The 21,322-nt window shown below is 49.9% G+C and carries 21 protein-coding genes and 1 tRNA gene; 8 read left to right on the top strand and 14 right to left on the bottom strand.

Going from position 1 to position 21,322, the window contains the following annotated elements; translation table 11 throughout:
• Positions 1-18 precede the first annotated feature (18 nt).
• Together OCL06_RS15115 and OCL06_RS15110 are read right to left on the bottom strand one after the other, a co-directional pair.
• Positions 19-528: a CIA30 family protein gene (locus tag OCL06_RS15115; RefSeq protein ID WP_262996057.1), complete on the bottom strand. Its 510-nt coding sequence runs from the start codon at positions 526-528 to the stop codon at positions 19-21.
• A gap of 117 nt (positions 529-645) precedes the next feature.
• The gene (locus tag OCL06_RS15110) at positions 646-1,461 is read right to left on the bottom strand and encodes a class I SAM-dependent methyltransferase (protein WP_262996055.1); all 816 of its coding nucleotides are present in this window, start codon (positions 1,459-1,461) and stop codon (positions 646-648) included.
• Between the two features lie 241 nt (positions 1,462-1,702).
• On the opposite strand from OCL06_RS15110, the gene OCL06_RS15105 reads away from it, so the two are divergent.
• Entirely contained in the window at positions 1,703-1,960 is a 258-nt protein-coding gene (locus OCL06_RS15105) for a superinfection immunity protein (protein ID WP_262996053.1), read from the top strand.
• A 399-nt stretch (positions 1,961-2,359) separates the two neighbouring features.
• On the opposite strand, the gene OCL06_RS15100 is transcribed toward OCL06_RS15105, so the two are convergent.
• The 5 genes from OCL06_RS15100 to OCL06_RS15080 form a co-directional block, all read right to left on the bottom strand.
• Positions 2,360-2,500 (bottom strand): hypothetical protein, encoded by a 141-nt coding sequence (locus OCL06_RS15100; protein ID WP_262996050.1) that lies wholly within the window; start codon positions 2,498-2,500, stop codon positions 2,360-2,362.
• 55 nt (positions 2,501-2,555) lie between these two features.
• Positions 2,556-4,355, bottom strand: coding sequence for a flotillin family protein (locus OCL06_RS15095; RefSeq protein ID WP_262996048.1), 1,800 nt, complete (start codon positions 4,353-4,355; stop codon positions 2,556-2,558).
• 20 nt (positions 4,356-4,375) lie between these two features.
• Positions 4,376-4,996, bottom strand: a complete 621-nt coding sequence (locus tag OCL06_RS15090; protein ID WP_262996046.1) for an OB-fold-containig protein — start codon at positions 4,994-4,996, stop codon at positions 4,376-4,378.
• A 201-nt stretch (positions 4,997-5,197) separates the two neighbouring features.
• Entirely contained in the window at positions 5,198-5,923 is a 726-nt protein-coding gene (locus OCL06_RS15085; protein WP_262996044.1) for a UDP-2,3-diacylglucosamine diphosphatase, read from the bottom strand.
• A 62-nt stretch (positions 5,924-5,985) separates the two neighbouring features.
• Positions 5,986-6,483: a peptidylprolyl isomerase gene (locus OCL06_RS15080; protein ID WP_262996042.1), complete on the bottom strand. Its 498-nt coding sequence runs from the start codon at positions 6,481-6,483 to the stop codon at positions 5,986-5,988.
• Between the two features lie 166 nt (positions 6,484-6,649).
• Here OCL06_RS15080 and cysS point away from each other — a divergent pair, with 166 nt between their 5' ends.
• Entirely contained in the window at positions 6,650-8,026 is a 1,377-nt protein-coding gene (gene cysS / locus OCL06_RS15075; protein WP_262996040.1) for a cysteine--tRNA ligase, read from the top strand.
• A gap of 78 nt (positions 8,027-8,104) precedes the next feature.
• Positions 8,105-8,971 (top strand): transporter substrate-binding domain-containing protein, encoded by an 867-nt coding sequence (locus tag OCL06_RS15070; protein WP_262996038.1) that lies wholly within the window; start codon positions 8,105-8,107, stop codon positions 8,969-8,971.
• On the opposite strand, the gene OCL06_RS15065 is transcribed toward OCL06_RS15070, so the two are convergent.
• The 4 genes from OCL06_RS15065 to gloB form a co-directional block, all read right to left on the bottom strand.
• Positions 8,968-9,435 (bottom strand): methyltransferase family protein, encoded by a 468-nt coding sequence (locus OCL06_RS15065; protein WP_262996036.1) that lies wholly within the window; start codon positions 9,433-9,435, stop codon positions 8,968-8,970. The genes OCL06_RS15070 and OCL06_RS15065 overlap by 4 nt on opposite strands.
• Positions 9,416-10,492 (bottom strand): ion transporter, encoded by a 1,077-nt coding sequence (locus OCL06_RS15060; protein WP_262996034.1) that lies wholly within the window; start codon positions 10,490-10,492, stop codon positions 9,416-9,418. Before OCL06_RS15060 ends, OCL06_RS15065 begins: the two co-directional genes overlap by 20 nt.
• 6 nt (positions 10,493-10,498) lie before the next feature.
• Complete coding sequence (locus tag OCL06_RS15055) at positions 10,499-12,166, bottom strand: lytic transglycosylase (RefSeq protein WP_262996032.1); 1,668 nt, start codon at positions 12,164-12,166, stop codon at positions 10,499-10,501.
• Positions 12,167-12,231: 65 nt separating this feature from the next.
• A complete protein-coding gene (gloB, locus tag OCL06_RS15050) occupies positions 12,232-13,023 on the bottom strand; it encodes a hydroxyacylglutathione hydrolase (RefSeq protein ID WP_262996030.1) in 792 nt (263 codons plus the stop codon).
• A gap of 87 nt (positions 13,024-13,110) precedes the next feature.
• Between gloB and OCL06_RS15045 the strand changes: the two genes are divergently transcribed.
• Complete coding sequence (locus OCL06_RS15045; protein WP_262996028.1) at positions 13,111-13,881, top strand: methyltransferase domain-containing protein; 771 nt, start codon at positions 13,111-13,113, stop codon at positions 13,879-13,881.
• 66 nt (positions 13,882-13,947) lie between these two features.
• On the opposite strand, the gene metG is transcribed toward OCL06_RS15045, so the two are convergent.
• Positions 13,948-16,011 carry a methionine--tRNA ligase gene (metG, locus tag OCL06_RS15040; RefSeq protein WP_262996026.1) on the bottom strand — a complete coding sequence of 688 codons (2,064 nt, stop codon included), beginning with the start codon at positions 16,009-16,011 and terminating at the stop codon, positions 13,948-13,950.
• 110 nt (positions 16,012-16,121) lie between these two features.
• Here metG and apbC point away from each other — a divergent pair, with 110 nt between their 5' ends.
• Positions 16,122-17,207, top strand: a complete 1,086-nt coding sequence (apbC, locus tag OCL06_RS15035; RefSeq protein ID WP_262996024.1) for an iron-sulfur cluster carrier protein ApbC — start codon at positions 16,122-16,124, stop codon at positions 17,205-17,207.
• 65 nt (positions 17,208-17,272) lie between these two features.
• Positions 17,273-17,857 carry a dCTP deaminase gene (dcd, locus tag OCL06_RS15030; RefSeq protein ID WP_262996022.1) on the top strand — a complete coding sequence of 195 codons (585 nt, stop codon included), beginning with the start codon at positions 17,273-17,275 and terminating at the stop codon, positions 17,855-17,857.
• A gap of 34 nt (positions 17,858-17,891) precedes the next feature.
• Here dcd and OCL06_RS15025 read toward each other — a convergent pair whose 3' ends face one another.
• Positions 17,892-18,107, bottom strand: coding sequence for a hypothetical protein (locus tag OCL06_RS15025; protein WP_262996020.1), 216 nt, complete (start codon positions 18,105-18,107; stop codon positions 17,892-17,894).
• Positions 18,108-18,406: 299 nt separating this feature from the next.
• On the opposite strand from OCL06_RS15025, the gene OCL06_RS15020 reads away from it, so the two are divergent.
• Positions 18,407-18,483, top strand: a tRNA-Pro gene (locus OCL06_RS15020).
• A 309-nt stretch (positions 18,484-18,792) separates the two neighbouring features.
• Entirely contained in the window at positions 18,793-20,421 is a 1,629-nt protein-coding gene (locus tag OCL06_RS15015) for a hypothetical protein (RefSeq protein WP_262996018.1), read from the top strand.
• On the opposite strand, the gene OCL06_RS15010 is transcribed toward OCL06_RS15015, so the two are convergent.
• Positions 20,376-21,110 (bottom strand): hypothetical protein, encoded by a 735-nt coding sequence (locus OCL06_RS15010; RefSeq protein ID WP_262996016.1) that lies wholly within the window; start codon positions 21,108-21,110, stop codon positions 20,376-20,378. The two genes, OCL06_RS15015 and OCL06_RS15010, sit on opposite strands and share 46 nt — an antisense overlap.
• Between the last annotated feature and the right edge of the window lie 212 nt (positions 21,111-21,322).

The following is a 21,322-nucleotide window of genomic DNA, read 5'->3' as shown; positions in this document are numbered from 1 at the left end:
GTGGACGCAGAACTGTGATTATTGGCCCACAGACTCTACTGTTAACTGAAAGTCGCCGGCTTGCTTATCCACTAGCATAAAGCCAAGCTGACGTACGTCATCAAAGTGCAGAGGAGGCGCGTCGGGTACGGGTCTGCCGCGCCACACTGGTGAGAAGTCGGCCTCAGAAAATGTAATTTGAACACGGGCACCGGTCTGGGTGGGCAGATTGGCAGCATAGGCCACGCCATCCCGTGTGAGCTTGGTATACACTCTGAACTGATATGTTCTGCCATCACCGGTAGCGGTAACCTGTACCGCCTTATCCCGTTGCCAGGACAAATCGGCGTCGCTCCGCCGTACACTGGCAAAGCCACCGTTGTTTTCTAGCGACAGGCGGCCGGAAAATACCATCCCCTTTTCACTGAATTGAAGGTTCGCCACTGACCGCCCGCCCATGACCGTATCGTTCACAATACGCCATTGATCACGTTCGCTATGCTGTGTGAAAGCCAGGTTATGGGTGCTTGTGTTCGGTTCAGTGGTCATGGCCAGGCTCCCGGGTGTTAACAGGCCCAATAAAATCAGTAGGGAAGGTAGCGTTTGCTTTATCAGACACACACTTAGATTAGGCGCACCGGAGACACCGGTGCGCCTGCCATGGGCTTATAGCTTCTTGAACAGCAAGGTCATGCGGTTTGATTCCCCCATGGCTGCATATTTCTCTTTATCAGTGTCCGTGTTGAGGTTGGGAGGCAGCGTCCACACACCGCCTTCTACGTTATCCTGAATAATGGTGTCTTTGTGATTATTATGGAAATAACCCTCGGCGACCAGTTCAAAGCCGGCGGCACGGGCAACAGCAATGACATGCGACTTCGGCAGGTAGCCCTTCTTGGCGGTGTGAATAGGATTATAGCCTTCCGGGGCCTGATGCTGAACCACGCCTAGTTTACCACCGGCTTTCAGCATGGCATTGAAACGGTCAAATGCTGCGGCGAGGTCACCGGCATTTTGTAACCCATGCAGACCACGAAACGTTAAAACCATATCGGCGTTCGCGCTGGTGGTGTCCAGGTCGCCGTCCAGATCAAAGTCGCGGATAACCACGTTACCGTACACGGCGTCGTTACCGGCCATCTTTTCTTCAAAGTTCTTACGCGAACGTTTGCGGTATTCCGATGGCGAACTGGCAGAGTAGTGGGCCGCAATCAATTCGCCATCTTCTTTTAGCATAGGAGCAAGAATTTCTGTGTACCAGCCTCCACCAGGCAGGATTTCAATCACCTTGTGCTCAGGCTTCACCCCGAAAAATGCCAAAGTGCGGTACGGCTGGCGGAATTCATCGCGCTGCTGGTTTGCTTCACTGCGGTGGCTGTGATCTACCGTCGTATGAGTGCTGTGGTCGTCCGCCATTGCCAGCGGCGAGAACAGTGTGGCCATCACGGTAGTAGTACGTAAAAGTTTAGACAGTTTGTGCATGGTTATTTTTCTCTTGTGTTATTCCCTGCAAGTTTTACTAGCATGCAGCAAATGCGGTTCATATACCAGCAACCATAGCTCGCCGACTAGAGCAATGTGAGTTAGCGCTGTTAATTCACTATGTCATCTCTGCCTTAATCTCCCACTGGCCAATCATTTATAAAAATTTCTCAAATAATTTGTAATAAAACCGGTTATTCGCCGACTACCTCTTCAACAATAACCAATGAGGAGTGTTTCGATGACCGAGTTTTTAGCGCAATTTCAGGATGTAACGGGTATCCAGCTGGCGCTGGTGAGTGTGTTGGTATTGGTTGTGTGGTTTCTGCCTGTAGGGTTGGCGCTATTGTTCAACCGAAAACAGGCCAAGCTAATAGCGATCGCATGTGTGCCTGCCGGTCTCTCGGTTTTCGCATGGTCTGCCGTTCTGGTGTGGGCCGTTACCGGCAAAGCTGCAGAGAAATACCTGCCGAAAAAAATAGCCGCGAAGCTGTCGTAGCTACCGTCATCCCGGCGTTTCTCATAGCTACCGTCATCCCGGCGCAGGCCGGGACCTCCATCTGGTAACTGTCACACCGGCGCTCTTCATAGCTACCGTCATCCCGGCGGAGGCCGGGACCTCCATCAGACAACCGTCAACCCGGCGTTTCTCAAAGCTACCGTCATCCCGGCGCAGGCCGGGACCTCCATCAGGAAACCGTGTCGTATCTATTACCTAAACGCCGGTAGCACAGGATATAAGTCGTACTAACCAGGGTTAACCTCTGCTATTAACCGATATTTACATTATCGATGACGTTATTTCAGCCTTTACGTTTTCACGCGTAAAGCCCCTTTTGTGTTTTCAAAAACAATTTAGTTTTTTGAGCTGGGTAAGAGGAGGGCGGTTTTTGGGTAGTCAGGCTGTTTGGGAGGTCCCGGCCTGCGCCGGGATGACGGTAAATACTAGTGACGCCGGGATGACGGTAAATACTTCTGACGCCGGGATGACGGTAAATACTACTGACGCCGGGGTGACGGTAGCTTTTTTGACTTTCACAACGTCCGGCTATCGCGCATAGGAGGCCACCGCCTGCGCGGTGGTGACGGGGGGGTTACTGTTCTTTTTCAGTGTGGGGTGTTTCAGGTACCACCGGTGTTACCTGTTCCACATGGTTTATCTCACCGGCGCCATTTGTTTTGGCGGTGGCGTTATTCAGGTTTGATGCCGACGCAATTATCGGACTGTTACCGTTAAGTAAGTCATGCAAGGTGCCGTCTTTTTCGTGCACCAGGCCGACTTCACGCAACATCGCGTCTACCACCGGTGCATTGGCACGGTATTGAAGCGCGGCGTTGGTGACTTGCTCTGCCAGCCCGCCCTGACTTGCCGTCGCCTGGGTATTGTTGCTGTCGTTACTGCCAGAGGCGCCGTAGCCCTGCAGAATTTTAATGCCATCAATGTTTTCTAAGGGCTTCACTGCGTTAGCAACCAGCTCCGGTAATACCTTCAGAATGGCCAGAGATTTCTGTAAATCGATTTGCTCGTTTTTGAGCGAGTTCTCGGCTTCATAAAGCGCCTGTTTACCTGCCGCTTCTACGGCCAGCACTTTTTCGTCAGCTTCCGCCTGCAACATCTTCGAGTCGGCGTTGGCTTTTGCTTCGGTCAGGATGGCTTCGGCGGCATTTTCGGCGGCTTCCCGCTTAGCTTCGGCCTCTACGGTAATGCTCACAGCCTCACGCTCAGCTTCTTTGCGGGCGTCAATAACTTCGATTTCTTTGCGGCGGTTCGCCTCGGCCACCTGTCTGGCAGTAGTGACCGCTTCCATTTTTTCGACTTTGGCTTTTTCCGCTTCAGCGGCTTTCGCGCGGGCAGCTGACTCTTCTTCTGATTTGTTTGCCACGGCGATCTGTTTAATCTGCTCCGCGACTTCTACTTCCTGTTGTTGACGAATACGGGCTTGTTCCAGAGATTGTCGCTTGGCAATTTCCTGTGTTTCGATTTCTCGGGCTTTTTCAATTTCTGCCGCTTCAATGGCACGTTCTTTTGCAATGCCGGCTTCGCGCTCTTCACGATCTTTCATTTCACGCTGCTTTGCAATTTCCGCCTTTTGCTCCTGACGTTTAAAGGCCAGTAGCTGTTCCTGCTCCAGACGCGCTTCCTGCTCATCCCGCTGAATATCCAGTGACAGTTTTTCAGCTTCAAGGTTGCGCTGTTCGATCTTCACGCGGTTTTCCTGCTGAATATCGTTAGTTTCCTTGCGCTTTTCTTCAATAATTTTAGCCAGTCGCGCCCGTCCTTCGGCGTCGAATGCATTGTTCTCGTTGAAAAACTCAAGATCGGTCTGATCAAAGCCGGTTAAGCTGACCGACTCGAGCTCCAGACCATTCTTTTCCAGATCGTTCGCTACACTTTGCTGCACTTTTTGTACGAAGTCTGCACGTTGTTCGTGCATTTCGGTCATTGTCATTTCTGCTGCCACCGCCCGAAGTACGTCAACAAACTTCGACTCCATCAGCTTTTTAACTTCTTCTGCGCGGGTAGTTCGGGTGCCCAGAGTTTGCGCAGCCATGGATATACCGCTGGCGTTGGGGGCCACTCGCAGGTAAAAGTCGGCTTTTACATCAACTCGCATGCGGTCCTTGGTGATAAGGGCGTCCTTTTGCGTTTTCTCAACCTCAATACGCAGGGTATTCATGTTGACCGGGATAACTTCGTGTACCACCGGCAAGACAATGGCGCCGCCGTCTTTTATGACCTTTTCGCCACCCAGTCCGGTACGCACAAACGCGGTTTCTTTAGTGGCCCGGGTATACAGTTTCGCAAAGATCAACCCGATGGTGAGCAGGGTGACAACGACAATACCTGCGACAATGAAGATCATTGGCGCGGTGGAAGGAGTGATTGTGTCCATGGAACGTCTCTTTTTATGTTCTACTTATACCGGGTAGCTAACCAGCTGCGCGGCCCTTTTTTTATCAGTATGATGCGATCACCCTGATGAAACTGCTCTTCTTCTTCAAACGGCTCAACCAGCACATAGTGAGACTGCGAGAATTTGTCGGTAAATTTCGCCTCTGCGGGGTTTCCCTGCCGCGCTACACCAATAGTGATACTGGCCGCAGCGCCCACAAAATCATCGTCATGTACTGCTGCGCTTTCTGCCTTAGGGAGTATTCGTGCCAGCACAATACCGAAGCGTCCGGTGATCGTCAGTGCGGCCAGTATTGCAAGTGGAAGCGATAACCATAAAGGGGGAAGGGTATAGGTGAATAGAGAAAATCCGTAACCGATCAGGTAGCCGGTTAGTCCAAACAGGGTCAGGAAAATAACCAGCCAGATAATCATTGGCAGCTTATCCAGGTTCAGCCAGCTGGACAGCGCGGAGACGCTGGAGCCGTCCATGTCGCTGTCGATGTCGGTCAGGTCATCGAAGACGCCGATAATAGACATGCCAAACACCAGGCCTATGACCTCGATGAGAAACAGCAACAATACAATACCGATGGCGGTTGAGAACCAGAAGTTGGTATCGCTAAACAGAAATTCCGACACTATCACCGTCCTTGATGAAATTAACTTCTTGAAAGTTATACCACATCAGCGCGATCTTGCCAGCTAAAAAGCGATCAGTTTTTGGCCAGCGGGAAATGATTGAATGCGCTCACTGGACTGTTGGGCAAGGCGGAAAGTCAGCAATTGCTGATGCAAAGACAGGTCAAAATAAAATGCCTGAGTATGTACCCGCGTCCGGCATTACTTAAATGAACGGGTTTCCAGTTCGATGTTATCTGGCTCGACCCGCAGTATGCTGCCTTGATCGTACCAGTCTCCCAGCACAATACGGGTAGCGGGCTGACCGGCTACCGTTAGCTGGTGGATGGCAGGACGGTGTGTGTGGCCATGGATCAGCTGGCATACGTTGTGATGCTCCATCACTTTGACCACTTCTTCAGGAGTGACGTCCATGATTTCGGGACGCAGTCCGCGCTGATTCTGTTTGCTCTGTTCCCGGCCGTTTCGTGCGACACGGCGTCGGTACCACAGTGGCAGGGCAAGCATCAGCCGCGGCCACCACCAACTCCGGGATTTTTTTCTGAACTTCTGATAGGCCACGTCCCGGGTGCACAATTCATCGCCGTGGGTAAGTAGCGTGGGTTCGCCATACAAAGACACCACAGTTTGCTCTTTGAGCAGCGTCATGCCAGCTTTGTTAAGCCAGGTTTGCCGGATTGCGAAATCCCGGTTGCCGTGCATGAAATACACCGGGCAGCGTTCACTTTGCGCTTTAAACAGTGTGGCAATTTCTTCGTTGAAAGGTGTCACATCATCGTCACCCAGCCACACTTCAAACAGATCACCTAACACATAGAGCGCTTCGGCATCCCGGGCATCGGTGGCCAGAAAATGCTTCAGGCAGGCAGTAATATCCGGGCGATCGTCGCTAAGGTGCAAATCAGCTATGAAATAAGTAAAAGGCATGGAGGGAGTCTGATTGTTTAGAGAAGATAAAGGGCACGCGGAGCACGTGCCCATAGCAGTGTTTACGCGTCAGCGATAACCGCCTTTTCGATGATGACAGGCTCAACCGGAACATCCTGGTGGAAGCCGTGGGACCCTGTTTTAACATCTTTGATTTTTTCAACCACATCCATGCCTTCGGTCACTTTACCGAATGCACAATAACCCCAGCCGTTCACCGACTCGCTGGTAAAGTTAAGAAAATCGTTGTCTTTTACATTAATAAAAAACTGCGCCGTGGCAGAGTGAGGATCATTGGTGCGCGCCATTGCAATGGTGCCTTTTTCATTGCTCACACCGCTGTTCGCTTCGTTTTTGATAGGCGCTTTGGTGTCTTTCTGACCCATGTCTTCGGTAAAACCGCCGCCCTGAATCATAAAACCGTCAATTACCCGGTGAAAAATCGTTCCGTCGTAAAAGCCTTCTTTTACGTAGCTCAGGAAGTTTTCAACGGTAACTGGCGCTTTGTCAGCAAACAGTTCCAGTGTAATGTCACCGTAATTTGTTTTAAATGTAACCATCTTGTCTCATTTCCTACAATGGCAAAAATAGAATCAGATCAATGGTAGCCTAATCTGCAGAAAGAGAAAACCATCCCGTGGTGACAGTTGCCAACAAAGGCTGTGACTGGACGCCCGGCAATGCTACACTTTGCGTTTTTTGACGTTCATCAAGGAAATTCTGCCCATGCTTCACCTGTACAATACCCGAACCCGTGAAAAAGCACAGTTTGTGCCTCTGGAAGAAGGGAAAGTGGGCTTGTATGTGTGCGGTATTACCGTGTACGACGTGTGTCATATGGGGCATGCCAGAACCTACCTGAGTTTTGATATTCTGGTACGTTATCTGCGCCACCTTGGCTACGATGTAAATTACGTCCGCAATATTACCGACGTCGATGACAAAATCATTGCCCGGGCCCAGGAAAACAATGAGTCTGTAGATTCGCTTACGCAGCGCACAATTGCCATGATGCATGAAGACTTTGCGGCGATAAATCTGCTTGAGCCTGATACCGAGCCTACCGTGACCGGCCACATGGACGAAATCATTGAGGTTATTACCACGCTGATAGACAAAGGCTTTGCCTATCAGGCAAGCAGTGGTGATGTGCTGTTTGATGTATCGACATTCCCGGATTACGGCAAGCTGAGTAAGCAGGATCTCGACCAGCTGCAGGCTGGGGCACGGGTAGAAGTGGCGGCCGGCAAGGACGATCCCCTTGATTTTGTGCTGTGGAAAACCACCAAGCCCGGTGAGCCTGCCTGGGAATCGCCGTGGGGGCAGGGACGCCCCGGCTGGCACATCGAGTGTTCAGCGATGAACCGTAAACACCTGGGCCCGCATTTCGATATTCACGGTGGCGGCTCTGACTTAATCTTTCCTCACCATGAAAACGAAGTGGCGCAATCGTGCTGCGCGTTCGACACCCCTTATGTGAATGTCTGGATGCACACGGGCATGGTGCAGGTAAACGACGAGAAAATGTCTAAGTCCTTGGGTAACTTTTTTACCCTGCGTGACGTGCTTAAAGACCATGACGCCGAGTCTTTACGCTTCTTTTTGATGTCAGCGCACTATCGTAGCCAGCTGAGCTATTCTCAGGACAATCTGACGCAGGCTAAATCTGCTCTGGAGCGGTTATATACTGCCCTTCGCGGCGTAACAGTTAACCCTGACGTAGAGCTTAGTCACGGCGGTTATCTGGCCCGGTTTGAGCAAGCCATGAACGATGATCTGAATGTGCCGGAAGCGTTTTCGGTATTGTTCGATTTGGCCCGTGAGCTGAATAAGCAAAAAGATAATGCTGAGGAAGCTGGCAACCTGGCTGGTGTGCTTAAACAACTTGGCGGCATTTTAGGGGTATTGCAGTCTGACCCGGATACGTATCTTCAGTCCGGCAGCGATGATGACGCGGCAGAAATTGAAGCGTTGATAACGCAGCGTAATGATGCCCGGGCAGCCAAGGATTGGGCAGCCGCAGACGCGGCCCGTGACGCACTCACGGCCAAAGGCATTGTATTGGAAGACGGACCGCAGGGCACCACCTGGCGGCGGCAGTAAAACCGGTATGCCCAGGGTTGTTGCCCGGGCGCAATTCATGCTGGTAAGTGAAGTCTTAACTGACAGCGAGAAAGTGACATGAAGTTGTGGTTGTTGATGGTAGCGACCCTGTTTAGTTACGGGGCAACTGCGAAGGACACAGTGTTTCGGGTCGGCACATATGAAGACCATGTGCCTGCCATTAAGCGCTTTATAAAGCTTCACGGTTGTCCGGCGCTAGGTGAAGCCGCACTTAACGAAAACCAGATTCTTGCCGAATATCTGATATTTTGTAATGCACTCAAGGCGTCAGGGATAAGCTACGAGCTACAGATTTCGGGCTTACCGGTAAACAGCCGTATAATTGATGCGGTTAAATCCGGGCTTTTGCATGCTTCCATGGTAGGGATTTGGGTAAATGAGGTGGAAGCTGAAGATATCCACCTCAGTGCGCCCTTGTTCCGTGAAAATGAGTTCGAGAAAGGGCTGTATACCACCCGTCAGCTGGCTCCCAACTTCACGAGTCTGGACACCATTCGCAACGCAATTACTCTGACCAATGAAAACTGGCATATGGACTGGGCTTTGCTGCAATGTGCTGGCCTCAGGCTGTTGCATGTGGGCCTGTACGAAAACATGTTTAAAATGCTATCCCGTGGGCGGGGTGAATTACTGCCGCTGACATTCAGCGGCAAGGAAGACTTCGAGCGAGACCCCTTTGAGCAGCCATTAGTCCCGGTAGCCGGTTTTAAGCTGGTCTTTCCTGACTCTACGCATTTCCTGGTGAGTAAACAAACCCCACAGAGTGAGGCCTTGCAGAAAGCTTTAGAGGACGGGCTTAAAAAGCTGCGTGAAGGTGGTGAGATTAAAGACACTTATATCCGGCTGGGCATTATCAACCCCAGAGTAGCCGACTGGCAGCCGCTGGGTTGTGCGGGCACCGCGCCTTACCAGCATCTGAACTAATTTTTCCGTCCCAGCCAGCGACGTGTTTGGCGGCAATAATTTTCGAACTGCTGCCCAAACAGGATCCGCATCTGGCGTTCTTCAGGGTAAATTTGGAAGCGTTGCAGGTAAGTGACGAAAAGCACTAGCCAGAGCAGACTGAATGGGGTGCTAAGATACGCGCTCCAGCCCACCAGAATTAGTGCAAAACCTAAATACATGGGGTTACGTGAGTACCCGTAAATACCGCCCGTGACTAAGGTGCCGGTGTTTTCCGGATAACGGGGATCAACAGTCGTCGCATGGCGGCGAAATGCCACCACGCCGGCCACACAGCATATCAGCCCCAGTGCGCTGAGCAGTATACCCACAATCGTGACCAATGATGGCCATTGCATAGGCCACACAAGGTGGCAAGTCAGTACGCCAGCCATGGCGATGGCCAGCAGCAACAACGGCGGGACTTTAAGCTCTGGGCTTGTCATTGTTCACATCCGGGTGATCACCAGGTTTGGTGGTAATGTCAGACATCGGGAGGGTAGACTCCTGCGCGGCCAACTCGGCTTTCCAGCGCTGCTGCGCCACGTGGGCTTTCACCAGTTCCAGACATTCGTTGATCACTTGCAAAACCTCTTTGTCCAGTTCGTCTGTAGTAGGCGTATAGTCGTGCAGACCGGCCTCCACAAACCGGTCTATCTGGTCGGCCTCAAGATCAGACAGCAGGTTTATCATAGATGCGGTAACAATGTCTGTGACTGCAGACTCCAGCGTATTCTCAATAGTTTTTCCCACCACCGGCACATAATGCAAAGTGGACACCTGCGCGTTATTTTTTACCGCTTTGCCGACACATTTTCGCACATGCTCACGAATGGCTTCACCGTGCTGATTGTCGCTGATGGACTGGCCGAAATGGTTCATCACACCCGCCAGCCACTGTGTAAGGATAGGGCGGCGGGGTGCCAGGACCTGGCGGGAAATGTCGTCAACCAGTGGCGAACCAGCAGAAATATCCTTTTGCGCATCACTGAGTATCTTCACTACGATGCGATCGCTGAGCTCTTCCACAAACACCTCGTAATAGAACCGGAAAAAGCGAAAAATAGCGGTTTGGTTTAAATCGATAATCTGGAATTTATGCAGCCGGTGCAAGATAGAGAAAATGCGTAGAAAACGGAAAATGCGGGTAGCGCCCAGCGGGATCAAACCAACAATATCGTACCAGTGCAGGAACGGGAAAAAATACCAGCGCAGGTGTTCCTTGCGCACCACCGAGACAATCCAGCGAAAACAGAATTCGGTGAAGAAGATGGCAATGAACACCAGATCCACCAAAATGAAATTGTGGTGAATGGGGTCGTATGCATCGGTAAAGGCGGGGAAGTACGTTGCCAGCCAGGAAAATACAAACTCGGTAGCGTACAGGGCATCGAAAATCAGCCAGATGAGGTTTACCAGCAGCAACCCCAGCATTACCAAATCAAGGATTAACCAGGGGGTTTCGTGACTGTTACGCAGGTTTTCCCGGTTAATCCTTAACATAATGCCTTATCCTATATTTTTGAGTCGCGTGACATCTACGTGCAAAGTGAGTTTCTGACCCGGTTGCAGATAACGCTTTGCACTGAGATCGTTCCATTTAGTGATGTCACTGACTTTCAGGTTAAATTTATTAGCAATGCGTGACAATGAGTCGCCCCGCTTAACCGTGTAGGTCAGGGTTTTAAGAATGGCATCACTTTCTTGTTTTTTGCTGGCCTTATTTATCCATATTGCCAGCTTCTGACCCGGCCGCAGGGTGTCTTTAGGCGCCATGCCGTTCCATTTGGCCAGCGAACGGGTACTTACATCATACTTGCGGGCGATGTCCCACAGAGTATCGCCTGAGACCACTTTGTGGGTAAGCTTATAGTCCGCCCGTTTTTTATCTTGGAGTGACGTCAGGCGCTGGTCCTGAGACAGTGAATACGCATCCAGCTCTTTCAGGGCGACCGGGACCATTACAAAGTCGCCTGCGCGGATGGTGTTGGACTTCAGGTTATTAATTTGCTTAATGATACCCACGGTGGTGTGATATTCATTCGCCAGTTTGCCCAGGCTGTCGCCGGCGCGTATCTGGTGGCGTACCCAGTTAAGACGTTCAGTTTTGTCCACTTTTGCCAGCGCAGTAACGAATTCGGCGGCTTTTTCTTTTGGCAACACCAGGCGGTGCGGGCCGTCCGGGTCGGTGGCCCAGCGATTATAGCCGGGATTCAGTGCATGCAGATTTTTCAGCGACATGCCTGCCAGATCAGCGGCGAATGCCAGGTCGACCTGAGAACCAATATCCACCAGTTCGATCACCGCTACATTTTCCACTTCCGGCCAGGTAAACGCATAGTCGTCTTTATTTTTAAGTATGTCGGCCAGTGCCAGCAATTTAGGCACGTAAGCGCGGGTTTCACGGGGCAGGCCAAGCGACCAGAAATCGGTGGGCTTGCCTGCTTTGGCATTACGCTTAATGGCCCGGGCCACCCGGCCTTCACCACTGTTGTATGCGGCCAGTGCGTGTAGCCAGTTACCGTCAAAATATTTATTCAGGTAGGTCAGGTAATCCAATGCGCCCTGGGTAGAAGCAATCACATCCCGGCGGCCGTCGTACCACCACGACTGCTGAATGCCGAAACGCTTAGCGGTGCCTGGAATAAACTGCCACATACCGGCTGCACGGCCATGGGAGTAAGCGAACGGGTCGAACGCACTTTCTACGATAGGCAGCAGGGCCAGCTCCAGTGGCATATCGCGCTTTTCGATTTCTTCCACAATGTAATACAGAAACGGTTTAGCCCGTTTTACTACCCGGGCCATATACGCCGGGTGTTTCAGATACCAGTTTTTCTGTACCGCCACCCGGCGGTCCTCAGGAATAGGCAGGTTTAGCTGATTAGCAATACGATCCCAGACATCGGTCACTGCAACTTCAACATCGGCCTGCTCGGCAGCCTTAACTTCGATGTCAGCCGCGATATCTTCTTCAGGATGAATAACCTCAATGACGCCTTCTGTTGCCACTTCGCAGTCACTTGCATCCTGAATATCAGTATGCGCAACTTCACAAGGTGTCGACGCGTGCGTATTGGGTTGAGAGGAAGTCTGGGTTTGTTCAGACGTGGACTGACAGCCGGATAGAAAAGAAATTGCGACCAGTGACGTCAGTACGGACAACTGCGTTTTCATTATGAAGACACCTCGTTTTGTGAATCGCAAACCCCGCATTGTACGGATTAATCGCCTGTTTTGCATCAAAACTCATCTTTCCAGCGCCTGACCGCGGCAAAGGCTGCAATGTCATTTGCTGGTGTTTCCCCCCAGTGACGCGCCAGTGATGCCTGAATGTCATCACGGTGACTACGTAAAAACGGGTTCACATCCAGCTGAGTTTTTATGGTGCTGGGGAGCGTGGGTAACGCTTGCTCACGCTGAGTATCTACCCAGTCAGAGTAAGCCTGTAGTTGTGGGTTGTCCGTATCGACCGCTTTGGCAAATGCCACATTTGCCTGGGTATATTCATGAGTACAGTACACCTTTGTGTCTTCCGGCAACCGCTTTAATTTGTTCAGCGAGTGCAACATCTGTTCCGGCGCGCCCTCGAACAGCCGTCCGCAGCCCGCGGCGAACAGTGTATCGCCACAAAACAGCGCACCGTGGCCGTAAAACGCAATGTGATCAAGGGTGTGGCCAGGCGTTTCGATGACAGAAAACGTCAGTGATAATACCGGCAGATGTACTGTGTCACCCTGCGCCACGCTTTTGGTGATCCCTCGGATATGATTGCCCCGGGGGCCGATCACCGGCACGCTGGGGTTCGCTGTCACCAGCCGCGCAATACCGCCGGTATGGTCGTGATGGTGATGGGTAATTAATATCGCCGACAGCGTCAGACTGTGCTCGTTTAGATACGCCATTACCGGCTGAGCATCGCCCGGGTCGACGACGACGGCGTTCGTCCCATCGTGCAGACACCAAATATAATTGTCGGTGAAGGCAGGAATAGGGTAAATCGTCAGATCCTGTGGCATAGTGTGATTGGTCATTGCGCACCTGCTTGTGAAAAGGGTGTAATGGGATACTATAAAAACTTGTTAGCGGCAGGGCAACTAAATGGATCAGACAGCATCTTCATGAGATCCGCATTTCTGAATAAACAGCCGCGTTACCCACAAAACTGGGACGCGCTACCGGCCTCCAGGCTGGTAAAAAGCGCCATCGAGGACGTATGTGACGAACTTACGCAGCGTATATTTGGCTATCACTTTGTGCGGCTGGGGCATCTTAGTACGCAGCTGGCGCTCCCATCCTGCTCTATCCGTCATCACATCAATCTGACGCCCACACCGGGGGAGAACTCCTCGTTGCTTGGCCGCTCCCACGCGTTGCCCTTTACCGAAAACAGCATTGACGGCTTTTTACTGGCTCATGAGCTGGATTTTGCGCAGGATCCTCACCAGATTTTAAGGGAGGTGGATAGGGCAATTACCCAAAGTGGTTATGTGATTATCAGCGGCTTTAACCCTTTCAGCCTGACCTGGCTGGGTAAATATCTGCCACTTAAACGGGGCAACGTACTCCACGATGCGCGGTTTTTTACCAGTGGACGAATCAAGGACTGGTTGCAGTTGCTGGGCTTTGAAATTGTCGAGCAGCGACACGTGTTGTTTTCTATGCTTTTTTTAAATTATACCTTTCGCGACAAGCCTAAATTGCAGGCCTGGCTGACGCGCTATCTGCCCTGGTGCAGTTCAGTGTACGTCATTCTGGCGCGCAAGCGGGTGATGCCCATGACGGCTATCAAACCCAAAGTGAAAAAACTGAAACCGCAGTTTGCGCCGGTGGGCGCCAGCATGCAGGGTAGCAATCGTATGACCTCAGATGATGGGCACGAACACGGTTAACCGAACTACAGGTAAAAAAATAGCGCCTTAAGGCGCTATTTTTATATTCTACTGCACACGCAGCGATTATTTTACCCGCATGCCAGGCTTGGCGCCTTCGTGCGGCTCCATAATATACAAGTCTTCACCACCAGGGCCGGCGGCCAGTACCATACCCTCAGATAACCCAAAGCGCATTTTACGCGGGGCCAGGTTGGCTACCATTACCGTATGCTTGCCTTCCAGCGCTTCTGGCGCATAGGCTGACTTGATACCGGCGAAGACCTGACGGGTTTCACCGCCTAAGTCCAGCTCCAGGCGCAATAGTTTGTCGGCACCGTCTACATGTTCCGCTTTCGCGATGCGGGCAATACGTAAGTCTACCTTAGCGAAGTCATCAAAGGTGATCTCTTCACTGATAGGATCTTTCGCCAGCGGACTGTCTGGGTTGATAGCAGGCTCAGCCGCTGCCAGGCTTTCTTTAGATGCGTCTACCATAGCGTCTATTTTCTCCATTTCGACCCGTTGCATCATGGGCTTAAATTTATTGATTGCGTGGCCGGTAAGCGCAGACTGCGTGGACGACCAGGTCAGACTGTCGTTCAAAAAGGCTTCGGCTTTATCGGCCAGAATGGGCAGTACCGGCTTCAGATACACCACTAACATGCGGAACATGTTAATACCCATTGAGCATACATCATGGGTAAAGGCTTCTTTGCCTTCTTCTTTGATAGTCACCCAGGGCGCATTGGCATCAATGAACTGGTTCGCTTTATCTGCCAGCGTCATGATTTCGCGAATAGCCTGGTGGTAACGGCGGCGCTCATAAAGGTTGGCAATGCTGTCAGAGGCATCCTGGAACTCCTTGAGCAGGGCTGGCTCGAGGATATTGTCAGATAACTTACCGTCAAAACGTTTGGTAATGAAACCCGCACAGCGACTGGCGATATTGACTACTTTGCCCACCAAATCTGAATTTACTTTCTGCGCGAAGTCAGTGAAATTCAGGTCAATATCGGTAACTCCGTCCCCAAGTTTTGAGGCGAAGTAATACCGCAGGTACTCAGGGTTCAGGTGATCCAGATAAGTACGGCCTTTAATAAAGGTGCCCCGCGACTTCGACATTTTGGCGCCATTTACGGTAACAAAACCATGAATGTTCACTCCGGTGGGCTTGCGGTAGCCGGCACCTTCGAGCATGGCGGGCCAGAACAGACAGTGGAAGTAAGTGATGTCTTTACCAATAAAGTGATAAAGCTCAGCATCTGAATCCGCTTTCCAGAAGCTGTCGAAGTCCACGTTGTGCTGGTCGCAATAGTTTTTAAAGCTGGCCATATAGCCAACCGGGGCGTCTACCCATACATAAAAGAATTTGTTGGGCGCACCGGGAATTTCAAAGCCGAAGTAGGGCGCATCGCGACTGATGTCCCACTGCTGAAGCCCTTCTTCAAACCATTCCTGCAGCTTGTTGGCCATTTCCTCTTGCAGTGCGCCTGAACGGATCCAGTCTTTCAGCATGCCTTCAAACTGGGGCAGGTCGAAAAAGAAGTGCTCTGACTCTTTCAGTACTGGGGTTGCTCCTGATACCACGCTGCGCGGTTCTTTTACTTCAGTAGGGCTGTAGGTTGCGCCGCACACATCACAGCTGTCGCCGTTCTGATCTTCTGCGCCACAGCTCGGACAGGTGCCTTTCACAAAGCGATCAGGCAGGAACATTTCCTTCTGCGGATCGTATAATTGATTAATGACGCGCTTGGAAATATACCCGGCATCATCCAGACGATGATAAATCTCTTCGCAAATAGCCTTGTTTTCAGGCGAGTGGGTCACATAATAGTTGTCATACTCAACATGAAAGTCCAGCAGGTCCTGATGGTGTTCGGCACGGGTTCTGGCCACCATTTCTTCTGGTGTTATGCCCAGCTCCTGAGCTTTGAGCATAACCGGCGTACCGTGGGCATCGTCAGCACAGACACTGTAGCACTCGTTGCCGCGCAGACGCTGGAAGCGCGTCCAAATATCGGTTTGGATGTGTTCAAGCAAATGACCCAGGTGAATAGAGCCGTTCGCGTAAGGTAACGCACTGGTTACCAGAATACGGCGCTGGTTAGTTTCGCCTGTCGCTGCGGTGGACAAAGTGTTTTCTGACATAATGACGGTTAACTTAAATCTTCGCGTTGAAAAATGGGAGCAAATACTAGCGGAAAACCGCTATTTTTGCATTACGTAATTCAACATGAAGTCGCAAATAAGGGCAATTTATGTTTTTTTCCCGTAAGGGTGACAAAATCACGCAGGCAGCAAGTCAGGCACTGGCCGATTATTTCAGCCTGGAGCCTAACGAAACCGAGCGCTGGTGTAAGCTGGAAAAAGACAGTTTAGCTATCACACTGCCTTTCTGTGCCACCAGTCAGCACCTCACCATTGCCCATTATGTAGAAGATGCCTTACAGGCGAGTGGGCACCGGGTAGACGTTACGGTGACCCAGCACATTCAAAGTGCCCATACTAAGCAACCGCCCATCCGCAATATTAAAAATATTATTGCTGTAGCGTCGGGTAAGGGCGGGGTAGGTAAGTCTACTACTGCCGTGAACCTGGCATTGGCGCTCCGCCAGGAGGGCGCCCGGGTAGGCATTTTGGATGCGGATATTTACGGGCCTTCAATACCGATTATGCTGGGTAACCCGGATGCGTCTCCTTCCAGTAGCGATAATAAGCATATGCAGCCGCTGGAGGCCTATGGCATTGTGGCCAACTCTATTGGTTATCTGGTGCCACAGGAAGACGCGGCTGTGTGGCGTGGGCCTATGGCCAGTCGCGCCCTCAAACAGCTGCTGGACGAAACGCTGTGGCCGGTACTCGATTACCTGATCGTCGATATGCCCCCCGGTACCGGTGATATTCAGCTGACCATGGCTCAGCAGGTGCCGCTTTGCGGCGCGGTGGTGGTGACTACGCCGCAGGATCTGGCGGTGGCCGACGCCCAGAAAGGCATCACTATGTTCAATAAGGTGAACGTGCCGGTATTGGGGTTAATCGAAAATATGAGCTATTACGAATGCACGGCCTGCGGTCATAAAGACACAATTTTCAGTGAAGCGGGCGGGGAGGCGCTGGCGGACCGGTATGGCCTGCCACTGTTAGCCGCGCTACCGCTGGCAACCCGATTGCGTGCTTATGCCGATAGTGGCGAACCGTTGGTGTCTGCACAACCGGATGACCCGTTAACCAATACATTTTGTGAGGCCGCGCGAGCGCTTTCTATGCAGCTGGCATTAAGCCAACCGGCCACCGAAAATGAACAACACGTGAAAGGTGACCCTATTAGCTTCAAGCCGGTGTAGTATAGCGCCAGGTTTCGGTTTTATTGTGTCTGCTCACCGTGGACTTTTACGTTTCAGGACAACATATGCGCTTAAGTGATCGCGATATATACGAGTATTTACAGGAAGGGAAAATAGGCATTTCGCCCACGCCCAGCTACGACCAGATAAGCGGGGTGACCGTGGATATTCGCCTGGGTAATAAGTTTCGGGTGTTCGAAGATCACCAGGCCCCTTATATCGATTTGAGCGGCCCGAAAGCACAAGTGCAACAGGCACTGGAAACCGTAATGAGCGATGAAATTGTGTTACCGGAAGATAAGTCGTTTTTCTTACATCCCGGCGAACTGGCGCTGGCGATCACCCATGAATCGGTCACGCTACCTGACAATATTGTAGGCTGGCTTGACGGTCGTTCATCGTTAGCCCGGCTGGGCCTGATGGTGCATGTAACCGCTCACCGTATTGATCCGGGCTGGTCTGGCAATATTGTGCTCGAGTTTTTTAACAGCGGTAAACTGCCGCTGGCGTTAAAGCCGCTTATGAAAATAGGGGCGCTAAGTTTTGAGCTGTTATCGCGCCCTGCTGAAAAACCTTACAGTGTCCGGCTGGATGCCAAGTACCGAGGGCAGGACGGCGCTGTGGCAAGCCGCATAAGCTCAGATTCATAAAGCTGATTGTGGCGGCAGCCCCCTAGCCGGTGGGCTATTCTGTTTGCGCGCTGTCCTGGCTCAGCGCGGGCTTAATGCATAATCGGTACGCGCCAGCGCCTACGCCAGCACCGATGGCCGTATAGCACAGCAGCTCTTGCCAAACGTTGAGTTCAGGCAGGTACAAAGCGGTTGCGTACATCAGCAGACCGCCTAACCCAACGCTGATAAGAAAACCACTTAGCAAGACCAAGATTTTAAATGATGTCATGTCGTCGATTCCATGTGGGGTTCGATGTGTCCCTACGCACAAGGGGGATAAAGCCATGAGCTGTAAAGCGGGCGGTATAGTTCTTTGTGTTACTTACGGCATCATGTTCTGTATTTTCAAGCTTATCGGTAACACACAGAAGCACAACTGTACTCTGAGCTAGCCTTTAGAAAGGCTGCCAACTGCCAATTTCCATGCACTTGATGATTATTCAGACAAACAGATTCGACGGCGCAGTTTTTTACGTGTTTCGCGTTGCATTAACGGAAAAAATGAGTACACTTGTCCGCTCTTTCGGTCGGTGTGTAGCGCAGCCTGGTAGCGCACTGTCATGGGGTGTCAGGGGTCGGAGGTTCAAATCCTCTCACACCGACCAATTCCTTACCTCAAAAGCTCTAAAATTCAATACGTTACAACTGAAACTTGTTGGCTCGCAATAACAGCTCATTACCATATCAAATTTGTGTACTCACCGTGTGTACTAACAAGTTTTAAACTGTATTGCCTCAAAGTCAAGCTAGTGTATATGTAGAAATAAATACGGTGAGGATTGGATAAACTCGGTGTCTCGTAATAGCTTTTTGGATCTCCAGCTATACTGAGCTTATCACGCACAAAAAGTATGAGAGGCACTTGATTTGTCTTCGTAGTCCGTACTTCGTTGAAAGAATTACGGAACTAGACAATGGCTGTATTTACCAAGCTCCAAACAGTATCAACAATTGCAGATCTCAGAGACTGTAGCTTTTTCGATGTAATTCACCACATAAAAGCAAATTTCAATTTACCGGATTTGAAGCAACTGGCTAGTAAATTTGGGTTGAGTCGACACCAGATACGCAGGCTTGCTGAGTCGAAGAGTGACAATTATTCTAAAGCGTTTTTGGCGTTGGGCATTAATGAAGAGGTTGTGCACTGTTTGTCACCGCGAACAAGAAAATCGTTTCTTCTGAGCTGTGGGCGAGCAGCACAGTTATTGTTTCAATGCGCAGAAGTAAATGAATGCTCAATTGAACAGCTAACTCAATCGCAGCTGCGGAATGATCCAGTAATAAAAACTCTGTTGCCCAGTGCAATCCTACATACAACAGAACTTAAATCCTCAATTCTTGGAGAAATTAATTACGAGCGGGTTAGTTCCTTACCGAATAATTTTTTTGAAAAACAACCAGAAGTTGCACTTGATCTGTTTACAAAAATGAAGATCAGACTTGGTATTGATAACAAGTGGCCGAATACTGATTCATTAAGGAAAGATTGGTTCGGGGTGAAGCTGATGGACAAGTTTGGTAACAGTGTATCCAAAATGTGTCTTTACTTTGGTGAAAAAGAATTTGAGACACACGTTGCACCTAATAATGCATGGGACTCTCCTGAGTTTATTCGAGAGAGAATTGTTGCTGCATTGCAAAATATGGGAAAGCCAATCACAGCTCTCCCTGAGCTTTCATTGAAGCAATTAGATGCCCAATTAAATAATGGATCTATCTCTTCCGCGTGCTCTAGAAATCGTAATACTCCTTTTGCTCAACTATGTATTGAGTTATTCCCAGAACAAAATTTCAAGGTTTTTCAGTTCATAGGAGGGGTACCGAACTTTTACTGGCGAGATGAGTGTGGCGAGCTCCAATGTAAAAAAGCAAGAGAAGCTATTGACTGGCTTACCGAACAAGTTTTCGGTAAAAATTCACCGCTGTCAAAAATTCAAAAGTTATCTTTATTGGGGCAGAGTGACTTTAATCGTTACAAACTTTCTTATCTGGCATCTATGCCGGGTCTAACCATCACGCAAGTTTTGATAACAGCGTATCCAGAATTGAAAGACTCGATCGTAAGCTGTTCACGTGTTTATGACGAATGTGGCAAAAGACTTTATGCAATATTGTCTTCGCGTTTTGACCATAACAAAAATCCATTAGCTAGCGCACTGGAGATACCGTTATCTAAGGGGCGTAGTAAAAAGTGGTCACTTCGAGCTGACTTGCTTATACATTTTCGTTTATTAGACGTCTTTTTTGAGATACAAGGTGCACAGCATTGCGATTCTCAGCATCATTTTCATAGCAACTCCGAAAATACTGAGTCATTCATTGCTCAAGTTGAAAATGATCGTTTGAAATTTGAATATCATGAACAGAATAAGAATATCGTCATCTATCTAAGGCCTGATCAATTAACGTTAAGTGAGGTTTTAGCTGAATCTGAACGACAAGGCTTGGATCTCACTAGTCAGCGGTATATTCCTATTGATAAAAAGCAAAGAGCCAGCTATTTAGTGCAGAACAGTTTGTTATCGCCACTCGTTTTCGACTGAAAGCTGTCTAAGAAGATTTTCAACGCAAGTGATGCGTGAGGGTGACCTATAGGCAGTGTATTCAAGTATGTTGTCGGACTTACATTTTTATATGTAAGAAAAGAGCGCAATAAATGCTCTGGTAATTGAGTGAACGCGGGAAGGTAAACGATTAGATCATAGCCACATATACTTTCTAATGCATCAATCAGGTGATCATAGAGGGGATTAGGAAAGTGTGGCAGTACGGCTCTGACGACAGATTTATCGATATCCGAAGGTAAAAAGCTATTGGTTTCCTGACAATAAAAATTATAAAACGCCATTTCTAGCTCAGCCTGTACGACATCATCATCATAATTCTCAGGCTTAAAGTACTGTAAACAGAATTTTAGAGCACGTAGCTCCTTGTTAAGGATCAGAGATGAGATTGACGATAACCACACTCCTTCTGAAATCGGGCTTTTGCAGCACTCATTTACTACATAGCGAAGAGTGCGGTAGCAGCCATGATCAATGGTATCGTTGATCAATACACCTAAAACTTTACTGTTTAAAGAGTAATGTTCGATGCTGGCATTCAACTCGGAAAAATCATTATCTTTTGAAGCTCGGCGTAGCATCGGCGTGAAAAAGGAGGGCAATGAGAATTCATCTCCTCTGACTTTTGCACATATATTGATTATTGAGTTACAGCTCATTTCAGTCATAAAGGCTCACCACGTTTGATTTCAAATCTTAGTTGATTACAAAATATGTAATCTCGCATCACGCTCCTTTTTTATATCTTACTTTTCGCCGATCAACCGGATGATTATCTGAAAATGTGACGCGCCTCACGCAAACTAAAACAATGTTGATAACTAGTCGCTTTCTAACGATTTATTATTGTGCACAAGTAATATTGTTCGCAAAAATATTT

This window comes from Alteromonas salexigens, from assembly GCF_025628895.1.
GTDB lineage: Bacteria > Pseudomonadota > Gammaproteobacteria > Enterobacterales > Alteromonadaceae > Alteromonas > Alteromonas salexigens.
The sequence above is the reverse complement of the archived record's forward strand: the minus strand, read 5'-3'. Positions and strand labels throughout refer to the sequence as shown.